The organism is Priestia sp. Y58 (assembly GCF_029522095.1).
Classification (GTDB): Bacteria; Bacillota; Bacilli; order Bacillales; family Bacillaceae_H; genus Priestia; species Priestia megaterium_E.
In genome coordinates this window covers 890,656-905,407 of the sequence record NZ_JAKWFL010000001.1, presented here as the reverse complement: position 1 = coordinate 905,407, position 14,752 = coordinate 890,656, and the positions used below count along the sequence as shown (strand labels likewise).

Below are 14,752 nucleotides of genomic sequence, written 5' to 3'. Positions count from 1 at the left end.
CTGCTGTAAACCCTTATTACATCAATAATGAAAACGCATTCAAATATTCTGTTTAGTCTAAATTGTCTAAAAAAATCTTGAAAAGTGGTTGACTATGCATAGAAATGGGCGTAAGATAGTCCTCAAATATAAGTTTTCTAAAAATTTTAATTAATTGTAATTAATTTAAAATATGATGTGTAAAGCATTGTTCAAAAAGCATATAGCGTTTTAAAACGTTGAAGAGGATAAGTAGTTTTGATGTTTAGGTATCAACAGAGAGTCGGGTTGCTGGAAGCCGACGTTACCAACTCAAAATGAACTCACCTCAGAGTGTCACCCTGAAATTCAGTAAGGGCGACCGAGTGTACTTCCAAAGCACTCGTTATCAAAAAGAATGTACATTATACATTCATAAGGTAATCATTACGATTACAAACGAGGGTGGTACCGCGTAAAGTACAAAAGACTTTTCGCCCCTTGACCTATATCATTTGATAGGGTCTATTTAGGGGTGAGAAGTCTTTTTTCTTTTATCTAGAAAACGAAAGGATGAGAAAAGTGGGAGCCAATATGCAAACGAAAGAACCTGTAAGCACTGGGGCACAAATGAATGGAGCTGACATGTTGATTGAATCTCTAAGAAGAGAAAATGTTGACGTCATCTTCGGTTACCCAGGGGGAGCCGTTTTACCGATTTACGATAAGCTATATGGTTCAGGAATGTTTCACGTACTTGCTCGTCACGAACAAGGTGGAATTCACGCAGCAGAAGGGTACGCAAGAATTTCAGGCAAACCCGGTGTAGTTATCGCAACAAGTGGTCCTGGTGCAACAAATATCGTAACAGGTTTGGCAGATGCGATGATTGACTCACTTCCTTTAGTTGTTTTTACTGGTCAAGTAGCTTCAAGTGTAATTGGTTCTGACGCGTTCCAAGAAGCAGATGTATTAGGGATCACAATGCCAATTACAAAACATAGCTATCAAGTACGCAATATCAGCGATATGCCGAGAATCATCAAAGAGGCATTTCATATTGCGACAACAGGAAGACCCGGTCCAGTCTTAATCGACATTCCAAAAGATATGGCACAGGGTGATGGAACATTTAATTACGAAGGAGAAATTGATTTACCTGGCTATCAGCCAACTTATTTTCCAAATCAGCTGCAGGTTAAAAAATTAACAGACGCAGTAGCAGCTGCAAAACAACCTGTTATTCTAGCAGGTGCGGGAGTGTTATTGAGTAAAGGTTCAGAAGAATTAAAAAATTATGCTGAACGTCAAAATATTCCGGTTATTAATACGCTTTTAGGGTTGGGCTGTTTTCCTGCAGATCATCCGCTTCATTTAGGAATGGCTGGCATGCACGGAACCTACACAGCAAACATGGCAATTTATGAGAGTGATCTTCTCATTAGTATCGGTGCACGCTTTGATGACCGGGTAACAGGTAACTTAAAGCATTTTGCACCAAATGCAAAAATTGCTCACATTGACATCGACCCAGCGGAAATTGGAAAAAATGTTCCAACCAAGATTCCAATTGTTGGAGATGCAAAAGAAGTATTGAAGCAATTGCTTCTGCAAGAAGGAGAAGTTGGAGATTATACGAAATGGCATGAGAAATTAGCGGCGTGGAAGCAAGAATATCCATTATGGTATCAGAACTCGGCAGATGTGTTAAAACCACAAAAAGTAGTTGAGTTGCTTCACAAGTATACAAATGGAGATGCCGTTGTTACAACGGACGTTGGGCAACATCAAATGTGGGTAGCTCAATACTATACATTTAATAATCCAGATCGATGGGTAACTTCAGGTGGTCTTGGCACCATGGGCTTTGGATTACCTTCTGCAATCGGCGCTCAGCTGGCAAACAAAGATAAAACAGTTGTAGCAGTCGTTGGCGACGGTGGATTTCAAATGACGCTTCAAGAATTAGGAGTTATTAGAGAATTAAATTTACCTGTAAAAGTGGTTGTACTTAACAATCAGTCGCTTGGTATGGTTCGTCAGTGGCAAGAAATCTTCTATGAAGAACGCTACTCACACTCTTTAATTCCGAATCAGCCTAATTTAATGAAGCTTGCAGAAGCTTATGATATCAAAGGTTTACAAGCTTCTACTGAAGAAGAAGCGCATGCGGCTTTGAAAGAAGCAATGGAAACAGATGGACCTGTTTTACTAAACTTCTTTGTCGCACCTAAAGAAAACGTATATCCAATGGTTGCACCTGGAAAAGGATTACATGAAATGGTAGGGGTGAAACCATGAAGCGAATTATTACAGCAACTGTATTAAACCGTGCGGGCGTATTAAATCGCGTGACGGGGTTATTTACAAAAAGAAATTTCAATATTGAGAGTATTTCGGTAGGTCACACTGAATCTGAAGATGTATCACGCATGACGTTTGTTGTGAACGTAGAGCATGATAACGCTGCTGAACAAGTGATCAAGCAGTTAAATAAGCAGATTGACGTGTTGAAGGTTCAAGATATTACGGATCAAGCGGTGGTATCAAGAGAGCTTGCTTTAATGAAAGTAGCCTCTACGCCAGCGAGCCGTAACGAACTTTATGCAGTAATTGAACCTTTCCGTGCAACCATCATTGATGTAAGCCGCGACAGCTTAATTATTCAAGTAACAGGTGAATCCAGCAAGATTGAAGCGATGATTGATCTACTTCAGCCTTATGGATTAAAAGAAGTAACGCGCACGGGAACAGTAGCTGTTCCGCGCGGTACGCAAAAAGCGGCAGCCAAACTTTCATCAATTATTTAATTCTAGCTAGTTACTAACCAAGTAAACTATATAAAACTATATAAACTAAGAGGAGAGATTTATTATGACAAAGGTATATTATAACGGAGATGCAAAGGATCAATTATTACAAGGTAAAACAGTAGCAATCGTAGGTTATGGTTCACAAGGTCACGCCCATGCACAAAACTTACGCGACAGCGGAGTAAACGTGCTAGTAGGATTACGTAAAGGTAAATCATGGGACCAAGCAGAGCAAGACGGTTTCACTGTATTATCTGTAAAAGATGCAGTTCAACAAGCAGAAGTAGTGATGGTATTACTTCCAGATGAGTATCAGCCAAAAGTTTATAACGAAGAAATTCTTCCAGGACTAAAACCAGGAAAATCTTTAGTATTTGCTCACGGTTTCAACATTCATTTTAACCAAATCGTAGCACCTGAATTCGTTGACGTATTCTTAGTAGCTCCAAAAGGCCCTGGTCACCTTGTAAGAAGAACGTATGAAGAAGGAGCTGGCGTACCGGCGTTGTTCGCAGTATTCCAAGATGTAACTGGCGAAGCAAAAGACGTAGCGTTAGCTTATGCTAAAGCAATCGGTTCAGCTCGTGCGGGTGTGTTAGAAACAACATTTAAAGAAGAAACAGAAACAGATCTTTTCGGTGAGCAAGCAGTACTTTGCGGTGGGTTAACTTCATTAGTTAAAGCTGGTTTTGAAACGCTTGTAGAAGCTGGCTACCAACCGGAAGTTGCATATTTTGAGTGTTTACACGAATTAAAATTAATTGTTGACCTTATGTATGAAGGCGGAATGGAAGGCATGCGTTATTCAATCTCTGATACAGCTCAATGGGGTGACTTCGTTTCAGGACCACGCGTTGTAGATGAGCGTTCAAAAGAACAAATGAAAAAAGTGCTTGAAGATATCCAAACAGGTAAATTTGCAAAAGGCTGGATCCTAGAAAACCAAGCAAATCGTCCGGAATTTACAGCTATCAATAACCGTGAAAACGAACATTTAATTGAAAAAGTTGGCGCTCAATTACGTGAAATGATGCCATTTGTTAAAAAACAAAAGAAAGAAGCGGTGATCGCTAGTGCAAAAAATTAAACTATTTGACACGACGCTACGCGATGGTGAACAGTCACCTGGAGTCAATTTGAACCTACAAGAAAAGCTTGAAATTGCTAAGCAGTTAGAGCGATTAGGTATCGACATTATTGAAGCCGGATTTCCCGCTTCTTCAAAAGGTGATTTTCAATCCGTAAAAGAAATTGCGTCTATTGTCAAAAATTCTTCTGTAACAGGCCTTGCAAGGTCTGTTACAAAAGATATTGACATTGCATGGGAAGCGTTAAAAGAAAGTGCAGAACCAAGACTGCATGTTTTTATCGCTACTTCCGAAATTCATATGCAGCATAAATTGAAAAAAACACCTGATGAAGTACTTGAAACAGCAGTGGAAATGGTAAAGTACGCAAGTAAAAAATTCCCGGTTGTTCAATGGTCTGCTGAAGATGCATGTCGAACAGATTTACCGTTTTTAGCTAGAATTGTAGAAGCAGTTATTGATGCTGGTGCAAAAGTCGTTAATATTCCAGATACAGTAGGATTTATCACTCCTGGTAACTATCAATCAGTATTTAATTACTTAAAAGAACATGTGTCAAATATTCATAAAGTTGATTTGTCAGCTCACTGTCACGATGACTTAGGGCTAGCTGTGGCCAATTCAATGGCTGCTATTGAAGCAGGAGCTACTCAAATTGAAGGAACGATTAACGGAATCGGAGAACGTGCGGGTAACGCAGCTCTTGAAGAAGTAGCACTTGCGCTTCATGTCCGTCAAGATTTCTATCAAGCGAGCACAGGTCTTATCTTGCCTGAAATTAAGCGTACGAGTGACATTATCAGTAAGCTTACCGGAATGAATATTGCACCAAATAAAGCAATTGTAGGAAAAAATGCTTTTGCTCATGAATCAGGTATTCACCAAGATGGCGTCTTAAAAAATCCGTTAACATATGAGATTATTTCCCCAGAACTTGTGGGTGTTAAACAAAATCCAATTGTGCTTGGTAAACACTCAGGCCGTCATGCGTTCCGTACACGCTTAGTAGAGCTTGGATTCACATTGGAAGATACAGAAGCGAACGTGCTTTTTGATAAGTTTAAAGACTTAGCAGATAAGAAAAAAGACATTACTGATGATGATTTATTGGCATTAGTCATTCAAAAGCAAGTTAGCAAAGACAGTGAATATAAGCTTGAAAGTCTGCAAGTTCAGTATGGTACGAACAATATTCCAACGGCTACGATTACGCTTCGCAAAGAAAACGGCGAAGAGATTCAAGAAGCAGCTACGGGATCTGGAAGCGTGGAAGCTATCTATAATACGCTGCAGCGCTGTGTTGAACAAGATGTAAAACTATTAGACTATCGTATTCAGTCTATTAACGGTGGGCCGGATGCGCTGGCTGAAGTATTTGTGAAGGTTGAAAGCGAAGGAACTGAAGCAAGCGGACGCGGAGTAGCATTTGACGTATTAGAATCGTCAGCGAAAGCATATCTGAACGCCATTAATCGTTTAATCGCTATTCAGCAGCATCGTACAAAGCAAGAAGTAATGTGAACTGAAGGGAGAGACCACCATGACAAAAAAAGTCGCTGTATTACCGGGTGACGGCGTAGGAACAGAAGTAACCAAAGGCGCTGTTGCCGTTTTAAAAGCAATTGGAGAGCGCTTTGATCATCAATTTGAGTTTACGTATGGACTAATTGGCGGAGCTGCAATTGATGAGGCGGGCACACCTCTTCCAGAAAGTACAATTGAGACTTGTAAGCAGGCCGATGCTGTATTGCTTGGATCGGTTGGAGGGCCAAAATGGGATCGTAACCCTTCACATTTGCGACCGGAAAAAGGTTTGCTAGCTATTCGAAAAGAACTGGATTTATATGCTAATCTTCGTCCGGTGACGTTTTATGATAGTTTAGAGGATGCCTCTCCTCTGAAAAAAGAATATATTGAAGGTGTTGACTTCATTATCGTCCGTGAGCTAACAGGAGGCTTATATTTTGGTAAGCCTAGCGAGCGCCGAACAGAAGGAAATGAAGAAACGGTTGTCGACACATTATTTTATAAGCGTACAGAAATAGAAAGAATTATTCGCCAAGCATTTGACACGGCTGTAAATCGACGTAAAAAAGTAACGTCTGTTGATAAAGCGAATGTACTTGAGTCTAGTAGAGTGTGGCGTGAAGTAGCTGAAGAAGTAGCAAAAGACTACCCGGATGTAGAGCTTGAGCATATGCTTGTAGATTCAGCTGCTATGCAGTTAATTCGTAATCCGAAGTATTTTGATGTAGTGGTAACTGAAAATATGTTTGGTGATATTTTGAGTGATGAGGCTTCTATGCTGACAGGATCGTTAGGAATGTTGCCATCTGCCAGCTTAACGGCTGATGGTCCATCTTTATACGAACCGGTTCACGGCTCTGCACCAGATATTGCTGGTCAAAACAAAGCTAATCCGATTGCTGCTATTTTATCTGCAGCAATGTTGCTTAGACATTCATTTGGATTAGAAAAAGAAGCAGCAGTGATTGAACAAGCGGTTGAAAGTGTATTACATGCAGGTCATCGAACAGCTGACTTAGCAGACGGTAATCATTATTTAGGTACCGATAAAATGGTGGAGGCGATAACTGCGGTAATTGCCAATGATTCTGCCATTTCAAGCATTATGACAGCTTACAGTTAATCATGCGTTTCTCACGTTTTGTGAGAAACGTTTTTCATAATCAGAAAGGAGGAGCAGTATGAAACCAAAAACAATTATTGATAAGCTTTGGGAACAACATGTTGTACGTCGAGAAGAGGGGAAGCCGGATTTATTATATATCGATCTTCATCTTATTCATGAAGTAACGTCTCCTCAAGCATTTGAAGGTCTTCGCGTGGCAAATCGCCAAGTGAAGCGTCCAGACTTAACGTTTGCTACAATGGATCACAACATTCCAACGGTTGACCGTTTTAATATTAAAGATCCGATTGCAAAGAAACAAGTAGACAAACTATCTGAAAACTGTCATGAGTTTGGTGTGAAGCTTTTAGATTTAACAAGTGAAGAGCAAGGAATTGTGCATATCATTGGACCGGAATTAGGATTAACTCAGCCTGGAAAAACCATTGTGTGCGGAGATAGTCATACATCTACTCACGGTGCATTTGGAGCGCTTGCTTTTGGGATAGGAACTAGTGAGGTAGAGCATGTTTTAGCAACACAAACGCTATGGCAAGCGAAACCAAAAACGCTACAAGTGAAAGTAAATGGCAAAAAGCAGACTGGCGTTTATGCTAAGGACATTGTGTTAGCAATAATTCAAAAATTCGGCGTAAATTTTGGAACGGGTTCAATCGTAGAATTTACGGGCGAATGTATTCGCGATCTTTCAATGGAAGAGCGCATGACCATTTGTAATATGTCTATTGAAGCCGGTGCAAAAGCTGGTTTAATCAGTCCAGACGATGTCACGTTCTCTTATATCAAAGGACGTCAGTATGCTCCTAAAGGAGAACAGTTTGAAAAAGCAGTGGAAGCTTGGGCAGCTTTAGCAACAGATGAAGGTGCAACGTACGATGAAACGCTGGAAATTGATGCAGATACAATTGAACCTGTTGTAACATGGGGAACAAACCCGGCGATGAGTTCTTATGTTAGCAAGCAAGTTCCTACATTAGAAGAGTGTAAAACAGAAGCTGAGAGAAAGTCTTTGTCACGAGCACTTGAGTATATGGGCTTACAGCCTGGCATGGCAATAGAAGAGATTCCAGTTCAGCACGTATTTATCGGTTCATGTACAAATGCTCGTTTGTCTGATCTTCGTGACGTGGCAGCCTTTATTAAAGGAAAGAAAGTGTCACCAGATGTGCGAGCGATCATTGTACCAGGTTCTCAAAAAGTAAAGCGAGTGGCTGAAGAAGAAGGGTTATCTGCTATTTTCATTGAAGCAGGTTTTGATTGGAGAGACTCAGGCTGCAGCATGTGTCTAGGCATGAACTCTGACTTAGTTCCACAAGGCGAACACTGTGCGTCCACTTCTAACCGCAATTTTGAAGGACGTCAAGGAAAAGGCGCCAGAACGCATTTAGTAAGCCCGGTAATGGCAGCAGCGGCAGCGGTATATGGACATTTTGTTGATGTACGCAAACTACAAGAACAAGCGGTGCGATAAGGAGGAGAACACAGATGAATGCTTTTACAATCCACACAGGGAAAGTAGCAGGTCTCGACCGAGCAAACGTAGATACTGATCAAATTATCCCAAAGCAATTTTTGAAAAGAATTGAGCGTACTGGCTTTGGCCAATTTCTATTTTTTGATTGGCGATATAATGAAGATGAAACGTTAAATGAAACGTTTGAATTAAATCAGCCTCAAAATCAAGGAGCAACAATTCTTGTAGCTGACGAGAACTTCGGATGTGGTTCGTCACGTGAACACGCGCCATGGGCGCTTTTAGACTATGGGTTTCGTGCCATTATCGCACCTTCATTTGCGGATATTTTCAAACAAAACTGTCTGAAAAATGGTATTTTACCTATTGTTTTACCAAAAGAAGATGTTTCCTATTTAATGAAAGAGTCTCAAAGTGCTTCTTACGCCTGTACAATCGATCTTCATCAGCAAAAAATTACCGATGAAGCAGGCTTTGAACGTACGTTTGATATCAATAGTCATTGGAAATATATGCTTGTTAACGGATATGATGAAATTGGCTATACGCTTTCTTTTGAAGACGACATTTCTGCTTATGAAGCAAAAACGGTAAGATATTAACCAAAAATCGAGCAAAATTATGATTTTGCTCGATTTTTTTGCGTTCCGTTAATCGAATTGCTAAACTGTAAAGCAAATGGACCGCGAAGTGGGGAGAAAACATGTCGAATGAACAACAAAACAAAATTGTAGCTTTTCCTCTATTAAAAGAACGGTTGGTTGAAAAAGCTACAGATCATATGCAGCACAAGCAATTTCAAGAAGCACTTCCTTTATTTGAGCAGGCCTACGAACTTGATAATAAGCATCATGAAATTTTGCTTGGCCTTGTTATTTGTCACGTGGAGCTCGGTGATGCAGGTATAGCCAAGGAATTGTGTGAGCAAATGCTGAAAGAAGATATTGGCGATTATTATCATAATTTGCAAATGTACCTCATGGTGTTAATTCAGCTTGGTCACTATCATGAAGGATATGTCACTCTACAAGCAGTTATTCAAGAACACAAACTCCCATCTGAACATGCTGAACAGCTTTATCAGCTATTGGAGTTCTGCAAAAATAGAATGAATCAAGAACAAGTCATAGAAGAACAAACAGAAGAAGAACAGCTAGAGCAGTTTAAATCATTCACAGCTCTAGACAATATTCAGGATCAGCTTGAATGGGTTCATTCATTAAAAACAAAGAGAATTGAAAAGCAGCGCTTCTTTCTGGAACAGCTATTTTCATCTGAAGCTATTCACCCTATCGTAAAAACAGTCGCTTTAAAAACAGTCATGGAAGAAGAAGTAGATATTGATTTTATGATTACTAAGTTTGGAGAAACGAAAAAAGTAAATGCGCTTCAGCTTCAACGAACAACACCGTATTTGTTTGCCGAGCAAGTAGAAGGGCAGCTGACGGAAAAGCTGGAGCATGAAAATCCTACATTGCTGCAGGTTGCCGTTGAAATATGGCAGCGTCATTTATTTATTACATTTCCGTTTTTACCGGGTGATAATGTAAAACTTTGGACAGCAGCGGTGTATGCTGTTAGTCTGATGATGCAAGGAGAAGAGTCAGATGCAGCTGTAGCAGAGGAAGACGGAAGTTTCTCCGCAGCTGAATTAAGAAAGGCAATTAAAGAGCTAAAAGAAATTGAAGAAATTTCTTTTATATAAAATGTGGTGTTTAGTTGAAACGTCATTGTTGTATGTTATAATATAATGGTTGTAAAATGCACTTAAATACGTATAGTAGAATTTCATCTTTACATTACATTCCTACTTACTTTAAAGTAATAGGGAGTTAAATAGATAATGATTGAGGGTTGAACTGATAGGCTATCTGCATTATCTAGTTTAGAAATCACTACTTAAAATGATTTTGGAGGGAAACATTCATGTCTGCAAAATGGGAAAAACAAGAAGGAAATCAAGGCGTTTTAACAGTAGAAGTTGAAGCTGCTGAGTTTGATAAAGCCTTAGATAAAGCATTCACAAAAGTTGTAAAACAAGTAAACGTACCAGGGTTCCGTAAAGGTAAAATGCCTCGTCCACTTTTCGAAAAACGTTTTGGCGTAGAATCTTTATACCAAGATGCACTAGACATCTTATTACCTGAAGCTTATAGCAATGCAATTGTTGAAGCTGGTATCGAGCCGGTTGATCGTCCAGAAATCGATGTTGAAACAATCGAAAAAGGACAACCTCTAGTTTTCACTGCTAAAGTAACTGTTAAGCCTGAAGTTAAATTAGGCGAATACAAAAACTTAGAAGTAGAAAAAGTAGATACAACTGTAACAGATGAAGACGTTGAAGCTGAATTAAAAACACTTCAAGAGCGTCACGCTGAACTAGTTGTTAAAGAAGAAGGAACTGTAGCTGAAGGTGATACAGCTGTAATCGACTTTGAAGGTTTCGTTGATGGCGAAGCATTCGAAGGCGGAAAAGGCGAAAACTATTCTTTAGAAATCGGTTCTAACACATTCATCCCTGGCTTTGAAGAGCAACTAGTTGGTCTTGAAGTAGGCGCTGAAAAAGAAGTGGAAGTAACATTCCCTGAAGAGTATCACGCTGAAGAGCTAGCTGGTAAAGCTGCTAAATTCAAAGTGAAATTACACGAAATCAAATCTAAAGAGCTTCCAGCTTTAGACGATGAGTTTGCAAAAGACGTAGATGAAGAAGTAGAAACTTTAGAAGCGTTAAAAGCAAAAACAAAAGAAAAATTACAAAGCGATAAAGAGAATCAAGCGGAATCAGCTCTTCGCGACACTTTAGTAGAAAAAGCTGCTGAAAACGCTGAAGTAGAAATTCCAGAAGCAATGTTCAATACTGAAATGGATCGTATGATGCAAGAGTTTGAACAACGTTTACAAATGCAAGGTCTTAACCTTGAACTTTACTTCCAATTCTCAGGTCAAGATGAAAAAGCTCTTCGCGACCAAATGCGTCCGGATGCTGAAAAGCGTGTGAAAATCAACTTAACGCTAGAAGCTATTTCAAAAGCTGAAAATCTTGAAGTAAGCGAAGAAGAAGTAGAAAAAGAATTAGAAAACATGGCAGGAATGTACAACATGCCTGTCGAAGAAATTAAGAAAGTGCTTGGCAGTCTTGATAGCATTAAAGAAGACATGAAAGTACGTAAAGCAGTTGAATTTCTTGTAGAAAACAGCAAAGCTGTTGCATAATAGTAAGTAAGAAACAAGGCGCGACTTGATCGTGCCTTGTTTTATAAACTTCAATAGTTTTTTTATATCATAACCAACACCGTAGAAGCAGCTTTAACCCATTGTTTGAAATCCGTGGTTATGAAATAGGCCCAATAAGAGGACACTATATAATAGCAGATCTCCATTCTGTTATGCTCATCAACAACATATACATAAAACGTTTTAGTATCTATTCAAGAAAATGTATGGTAAAATGCAATACAAATCTTTTCATAGCGCTTTTACTATGTAATAAAGAGGGGCATTTACCTACAAATAGATGAGTTGTTCATGTTGTTGGGCTATAGCGCGGATAGAAATCAGCTTCGAGCACTTTAGTAAATACTACAAGGGGTGAAAATTATGTTTAAATTTAACGATGAAAAAGGGCAGTTAAAATGCTCATTTTGTGGTAAAACACAAGAACAAGTACGCAAGTTAGTTGCGGGTCCAGGTGTTTACATATGCGATGAATGTATTGAACTTTGCACGGAAATCGTAGAAGAAGAGTTAGGTACAGAAGAAGAAGTAGAATTTAAAGATGTACCAAAACCAAAAGAAATTCGTGACATTTTAGATGAGTATGTAATTGGTCAAGAGGATGCGAAAAAATCGTTATCCGTTGCGGTATACAACCATTACAAACGAATCAATTCAAACAGTAAAATTGATGACGTTGAGTTATCAAAAAGTAATATTGCATTAATTGGACCTACAGGAAGCGGTAAAACTTTACTAGCTCAAACATTGGCTCGTATTTTAAACGTACCGTTTGCGATTGCAGATGCAACATCTCTAACAGAAGCGGGTTATGTAGGAGAAGATGTTGAAAACATCTTATTAAAATTAATTCAATCAGCTGATTACGATGTGGAGAAAGCTGAAAAAGGTATCATCTACATCGATGAAATTGATAAAGTAGCGCGTAAGTCTGAAAACCCATCTATTACACGTGATGTATCAGGTGAAGGTGTGCAGCAGGCTCTTCTTAAAATCTTAGAAGGTACTGTAGCAAGTGTTCCTCCTCAAGGTGGACGCAAACATCCTCATCAAGAATTTATTCAAATTGATACAACAAATATCTTATTTATTTGCGGTGGTGCATTTGACGGAATCGAACCTATTATTAAGCGCCGTCTAGGTAAAAAAGTAATTGGTTTCGGTTCAGAAACAAAACAACAAGACTTTACAGAAAAAGAGTTACTAGCAAAAGTATTACCGGAAGATTTATTAAAATTTGGTTTAATTCCAGAGTTTATTGGTCGTTTACCGGTTACTGCTAGCTTAGTGCCTCTTGATGAAGAAGCGCTAGTTGAGATTTTAACAAAACCGAAAAATGCACTAGTGAAACAATATCAAAAAATGCTTGAACTTGATGACGTTGAACTTGAGTTCGAAGACGAAGCTTTAGTAGAAATTTCTAAAAAAGCGATCGAGCGTAAAACAGGTGCTCGTGGTCTACGTTCAATCATTGAAGGTATTATGTTAGATGTAATGTTTGATCTTCCTTCACGTGATGATATTACAAAATGTATTATCACAGGTGAAACTGTTCGTGATCAAGCGGCTCCTAAGTTCGTATTAGAAGACGGATCTACTATTCAAGAAGGCAGCAAAACATCAGCATAAAAAAAGCCGGGTACTCAAATTGAGTACCCGGCTTTTTTCTGTTGATGAAGGACAACTAAATTTTACTTTTTACTAGAATCTTGTTTATTCCTACTGTTGCAGGGAGATAATAACTGATAATTATCTTACTAAACTGCGCAGGAGGTTTATCTATGAACTGGACGAATATTGCCTTAATGGTCCAACTCTTTTTTGGTATCATCATTGGCTTATATTTTTGGAATTTATTACGCAATCAGCGTACGCAAAAAGTCTCAATTGACCGGGATTCAAAAAAAGAAATGGAGCAATTGCAGAAAATGAGAGCCATCTCTTTAACCGAGCCGCTTGCCGAACGTGTGAGGCCGTCTAGCTTCTCCGATATTGTCGGACAAGAGGATGGAATTCGGTCACTAAAGGCTGCCCTTTGCGGTCCTAATCCACAGCACGTGATTGTATACGGGCCGCCTGGAGTAGGAAAAACAGCAGCAGCACGTTTAGTGTTAGAAGAAGCGAAAAAAAATAAAAAATCACCTTTTAAACAAGCAGCTGTATTTGTAGAGTTAGATGCAACTACGGCGCGTTTTGATGAGCGAGGCATTGCTGATCCTTTAATTGGGTCAGTTCATGATCCCATTTACCAAGGAGCAGGAGCTATGGGCCAGGCTGGAATTCCGCAGCCAAAACAAGGAGCAGTTACAGATGCACACGGGGGAATTTTATTTATTGATGAAATTGGAGAACTCCATCCTATTCAGATGAATAAGCTGTTAAAGGTTCTAGAAGATCGAAAAGTATTTATGGAAAGCGCCTATTACAGCGAAGAAAACACACAAATCCCGACACATATTCACGATATTTTTCAAAATGGTTTGCCAGCAGACTTTCGTTTGATTGGTGCGACGACTAGAACACCTAATGAAATTCCGCCTGCCATTCGTTCCAGATGCGTAGAGGTATTTTTCCGTGAACTTGATCGCGACGAAATTATTACAGTTGCAAAAAAAGCAGCAAATAAAGTAAGAATGGATATATCAGAAGAGGGTTTATCTCTGTTTTCTACATATGCACGCAATGGACGTGAAACGGTTAATATGATGCAAATTGCGGCTGGATTAGCGATATCAGAGGAACGAACGGACATTAAAAATGAAGATATTGAGTGGATTGTTCATTCTAGTCAACTATCTCCAAGACATGATCCGAAAATTGCAGATGAGGAAAAAGTAGGGCTCATTAATGGATTAGCGGTGTACGGGCCCAACTCTGGAGCACTTTTAGAAATTGAAGTCAAAGCGATTCCTGCAAAAGAGAAAGGGAACATTATTATTACGGGTATCGTTGAAGAGGAAAGTATAGGGACTCAAGGGAAGTCTATTCGCCGTAAAAGTATGGCTAAAAGCTCAATTGAAAATGTCATAACTGTTCTTCGCTCAATGGATGTTCCTGCCGATGAGTATGATATTCATGTAAACTTTCCGGGAGGCGTTCCGATTGATGGACCTTCTGCGGGTATTGCTATGGCAACAGGTATCTACTCAGCGATTTATGAAGTTCCAATCAAACATACGGTAGCAATGACAGGAGAAATTGGTCTGCACGGCAACGTAAAGCCAATTGGCGGCGTAATTCCAAAAATCAAGGCAGCTAAACAAGCAGGCGTTCAGACGGTGATTGTGCCAAAAGAAAATATGAATGCAATGGTAGAAAAGGTAAAAGGTATCGATATTATTCCTGTCCATCATTTAACAGAGGTGTTCGAACAAGCACTATTGTCTGTACATGAGCATGTTGCACATTTGTCGGTAGATCCAGCTATTTCAACTAGAGAATCTAGCTAATTCTATCATGATAATTAAAAATTAATGGTCGGATGAATATTCATCGCCTTTTTCGCGTATAAAACCTTTATACACAGCCAACG

Annotated in this window: 11 protein-coding genes and 1 other annotated feature; all 11 genes read left to right on the top strand. The window is 39.3% G+C overall.

Features of this window, described 5'->3' with window-relative positions; all coding sequences use genetic code 11:
- Positions 1-209: 209 nt before the first annotated feature.
- Positions 210-463 (top strand) — a binding site (T-box leader).
- Positions 464-531: 68 nt separating this feature from the next.
- The 11 genes from ilvB to lonB all read left to right on the top strand — a co-directional run bounded on the left by ilvB (position 532) and on the right by lonB (position 14,669).
- Entirely contained in the window at positions 532-2,259 is a 1,728-nt protein-coding gene (gene ilvB / locus MMB68_RS04770) for an acetolactate synthase large subunit (protein WP_155660677.1), read from the top strand.
- Complete coding sequence (gene ilvN, locus MMB68_RS04765) at positions 2,256-2,768, top strand: acetolactate synthase small subunit (RefSeq protein WP_013059375.1); 513 nt, start codon at positions 2,256-2,258, stop codon at positions 2,766-2,768. Before ilvB ends, ilvN begins: the two co-directional genes overlap by 4 nt.
- A 64-nt stretch (positions 2,769-2,832) precedes the next feature.
- Complete coding sequence (gene ilvC / locus MMB68_RS04760; protein ID WP_221784645.1) at positions 2,833-3,858, top strand: ketol-acid reductoisomerase; 1,026 nt, start codon at positions 2,833-2,835, stop codon at positions 3,856-3,858.
- A complete protein-coding gene (locus MMB68_RS04755; protein WP_277548308.1) occupies positions 3,845-5,380 on the top strand; it encodes a 2-isopropylmalate synthase in 1,536 nt (511 codons plus the stop codon). Before ilvC ends, MMB68_RS04755 begins: the two co-directional genes overlap by 14 nt.
- Before the next feature lie 19 nt (positions 5,381-5,399).
- Entirely contained in the window at positions 5,400-6,509 is a 1,110-nt protein-coding gene (leuB, locus tag MMB68_RS04750) for a 3-isopropylmalate dehydrogenase (protein ID WP_277548305.1), read from the top strand.
- 58 nt (positions 6,510-6,567) lie between these two features.
- On the top strand, positions 6,568-7,983 hold the full coding sequence (gene leuC / locus MMB68_RS04745) for a 3-isopropylmalate dehydratase large subunit (protein WP_277548303.1): 1,416 nt from the start codon (positions 6,568-6,570) through the stop codon (positions 7,981-7,983).
- Between the two features lie 14 nt (positions 7,984-7,997).
- Positions 7,998-8,588, top strand: a complete 591-nt coding sequence (gene leuD / locus MMB68_RS04740) for a 3-isopropylmalate dehydratase small subunit (protein ID WP_277548300.1) — start codon at positions 7,998-8,000, stop codon at positions 8,586-8,588.
- 101 nt (positions 8,589-8,689) lie between these two features.
- Entirely contained in the window at positions 8,690-9,691 is a 1,002-nt protein-coding gene (locus MMB68_RS04735; protein ID WP_264408599.1) for a tetratricopeptide repeat protein, read from the top strand.
- 221 nt (positions 9,692-9,912) lie between these two features.
- Complete coding sequence (gene tig, locus MMB68_RS04730) at positions 9,913-11,199, top strand: trigger factor (protein WP_016765666.1); 1,287 nt, start codon at positions 9,913-9,915, stop codon at positions 11,197-11,199.
- A gap of 384 nt (positions 11,200-11,583) precedes the next feature.
- Positions 11,584-12,849, top strand: a complete 1,266-nt coding sequence (clpX, locus tag MMB68_RS04725; protein WP_013059367.1) for an ATP-dependent protease ATP-binding subunit ClpX — start codon at positions 11,584-11,586, stop codon at positions 12,847-12,849.
- Positions 12,850-13,001: 152 nt separating this feature from the next.
- Positions 13,002-14,669, top strand: a complete 1,668-nt coding sequence (lonB, locus tag MMB68_RS04720) for an ATP-dependent protease LonB (RefSeq protein ID WP_153254651.1) — start codon at positions 13,002-13,004, stop codon at positions 14,667-14,669.
- Positions 14,670-14,752 lie beyond the last annotated feature (83 nt).

What these genes read in the sequence shown, in the direction of transcription:
- ilvB (WP_155660677.1), top strand. Translation starts at nt 532, where the DNA reads ATGAGAAAAGTGGGAGCCAATATGCAAACGAAAGAACCTGTAAGCACT.
- ilvN (WP_013059375.1), top strand. Translation starts at nt 2,256, where the DNA reads ATGAAGCGAATTATTACAGCAACTGTATTAAACCGTGCGGGCGTATTA.
- ilvC (WP_221784645.1), top strand. Translation starts at nt 2,833, where the DNA reads ATGACAAAGGTATATTATAACGGAGATGCAAAGGATCAATTATTACAA.
- leuB (WP_277548305.1), top strand. Translation starts at nt 5,400, where the DNA reads ATGACAAAAAAAGTCGCTGTATTACCGGGTGACGGCGTAGGAACAGAA.
- leuC (WP_277548303.1), top strand. Translation starts at nt 6,568, where the DNA reads ATGAAACCAAAAACAATTATTGATAAGCTTTGGGAACAACATGTTGTA.
- leuD (WP_277548300.1), top strand. Translation starts at nt 7,998, where the DNA reads ATGAATGCTTTTACAATCCACACAGGGAAAGTAGCAGGTCTCGACCGA.
- MMB68_RS04735 (WP_264408599.1), top strand. Translation starts at nt 8,690, where the DNA reads ATGTCGAATGAACAACAAAACAAAATTGTAGCTTTTCCTCTATTAAAA.
- tig (WP_016765666.1), top strand. Translation starts at nt 9,913, where the DNA reads ATGTCTGCAAAATGGGAAAAACAAGAAGGAAATCAAGGCGTTTTAACA.
- clpX (WP_013059367.1), top strand. Translation starts at nt 11,584, where the DNA reads ATGTTTAAATTTAACGATGAAAAAGGGCAGTTAAAATGCTCATTTTGT.
- lonB (WP_153254651.1), top strand. Translation starts at nt 13,002, where the DNA reads ATGAACTGGACGAATATTGCCTTAATGGTCCAACTCTTTTTTGGTATC.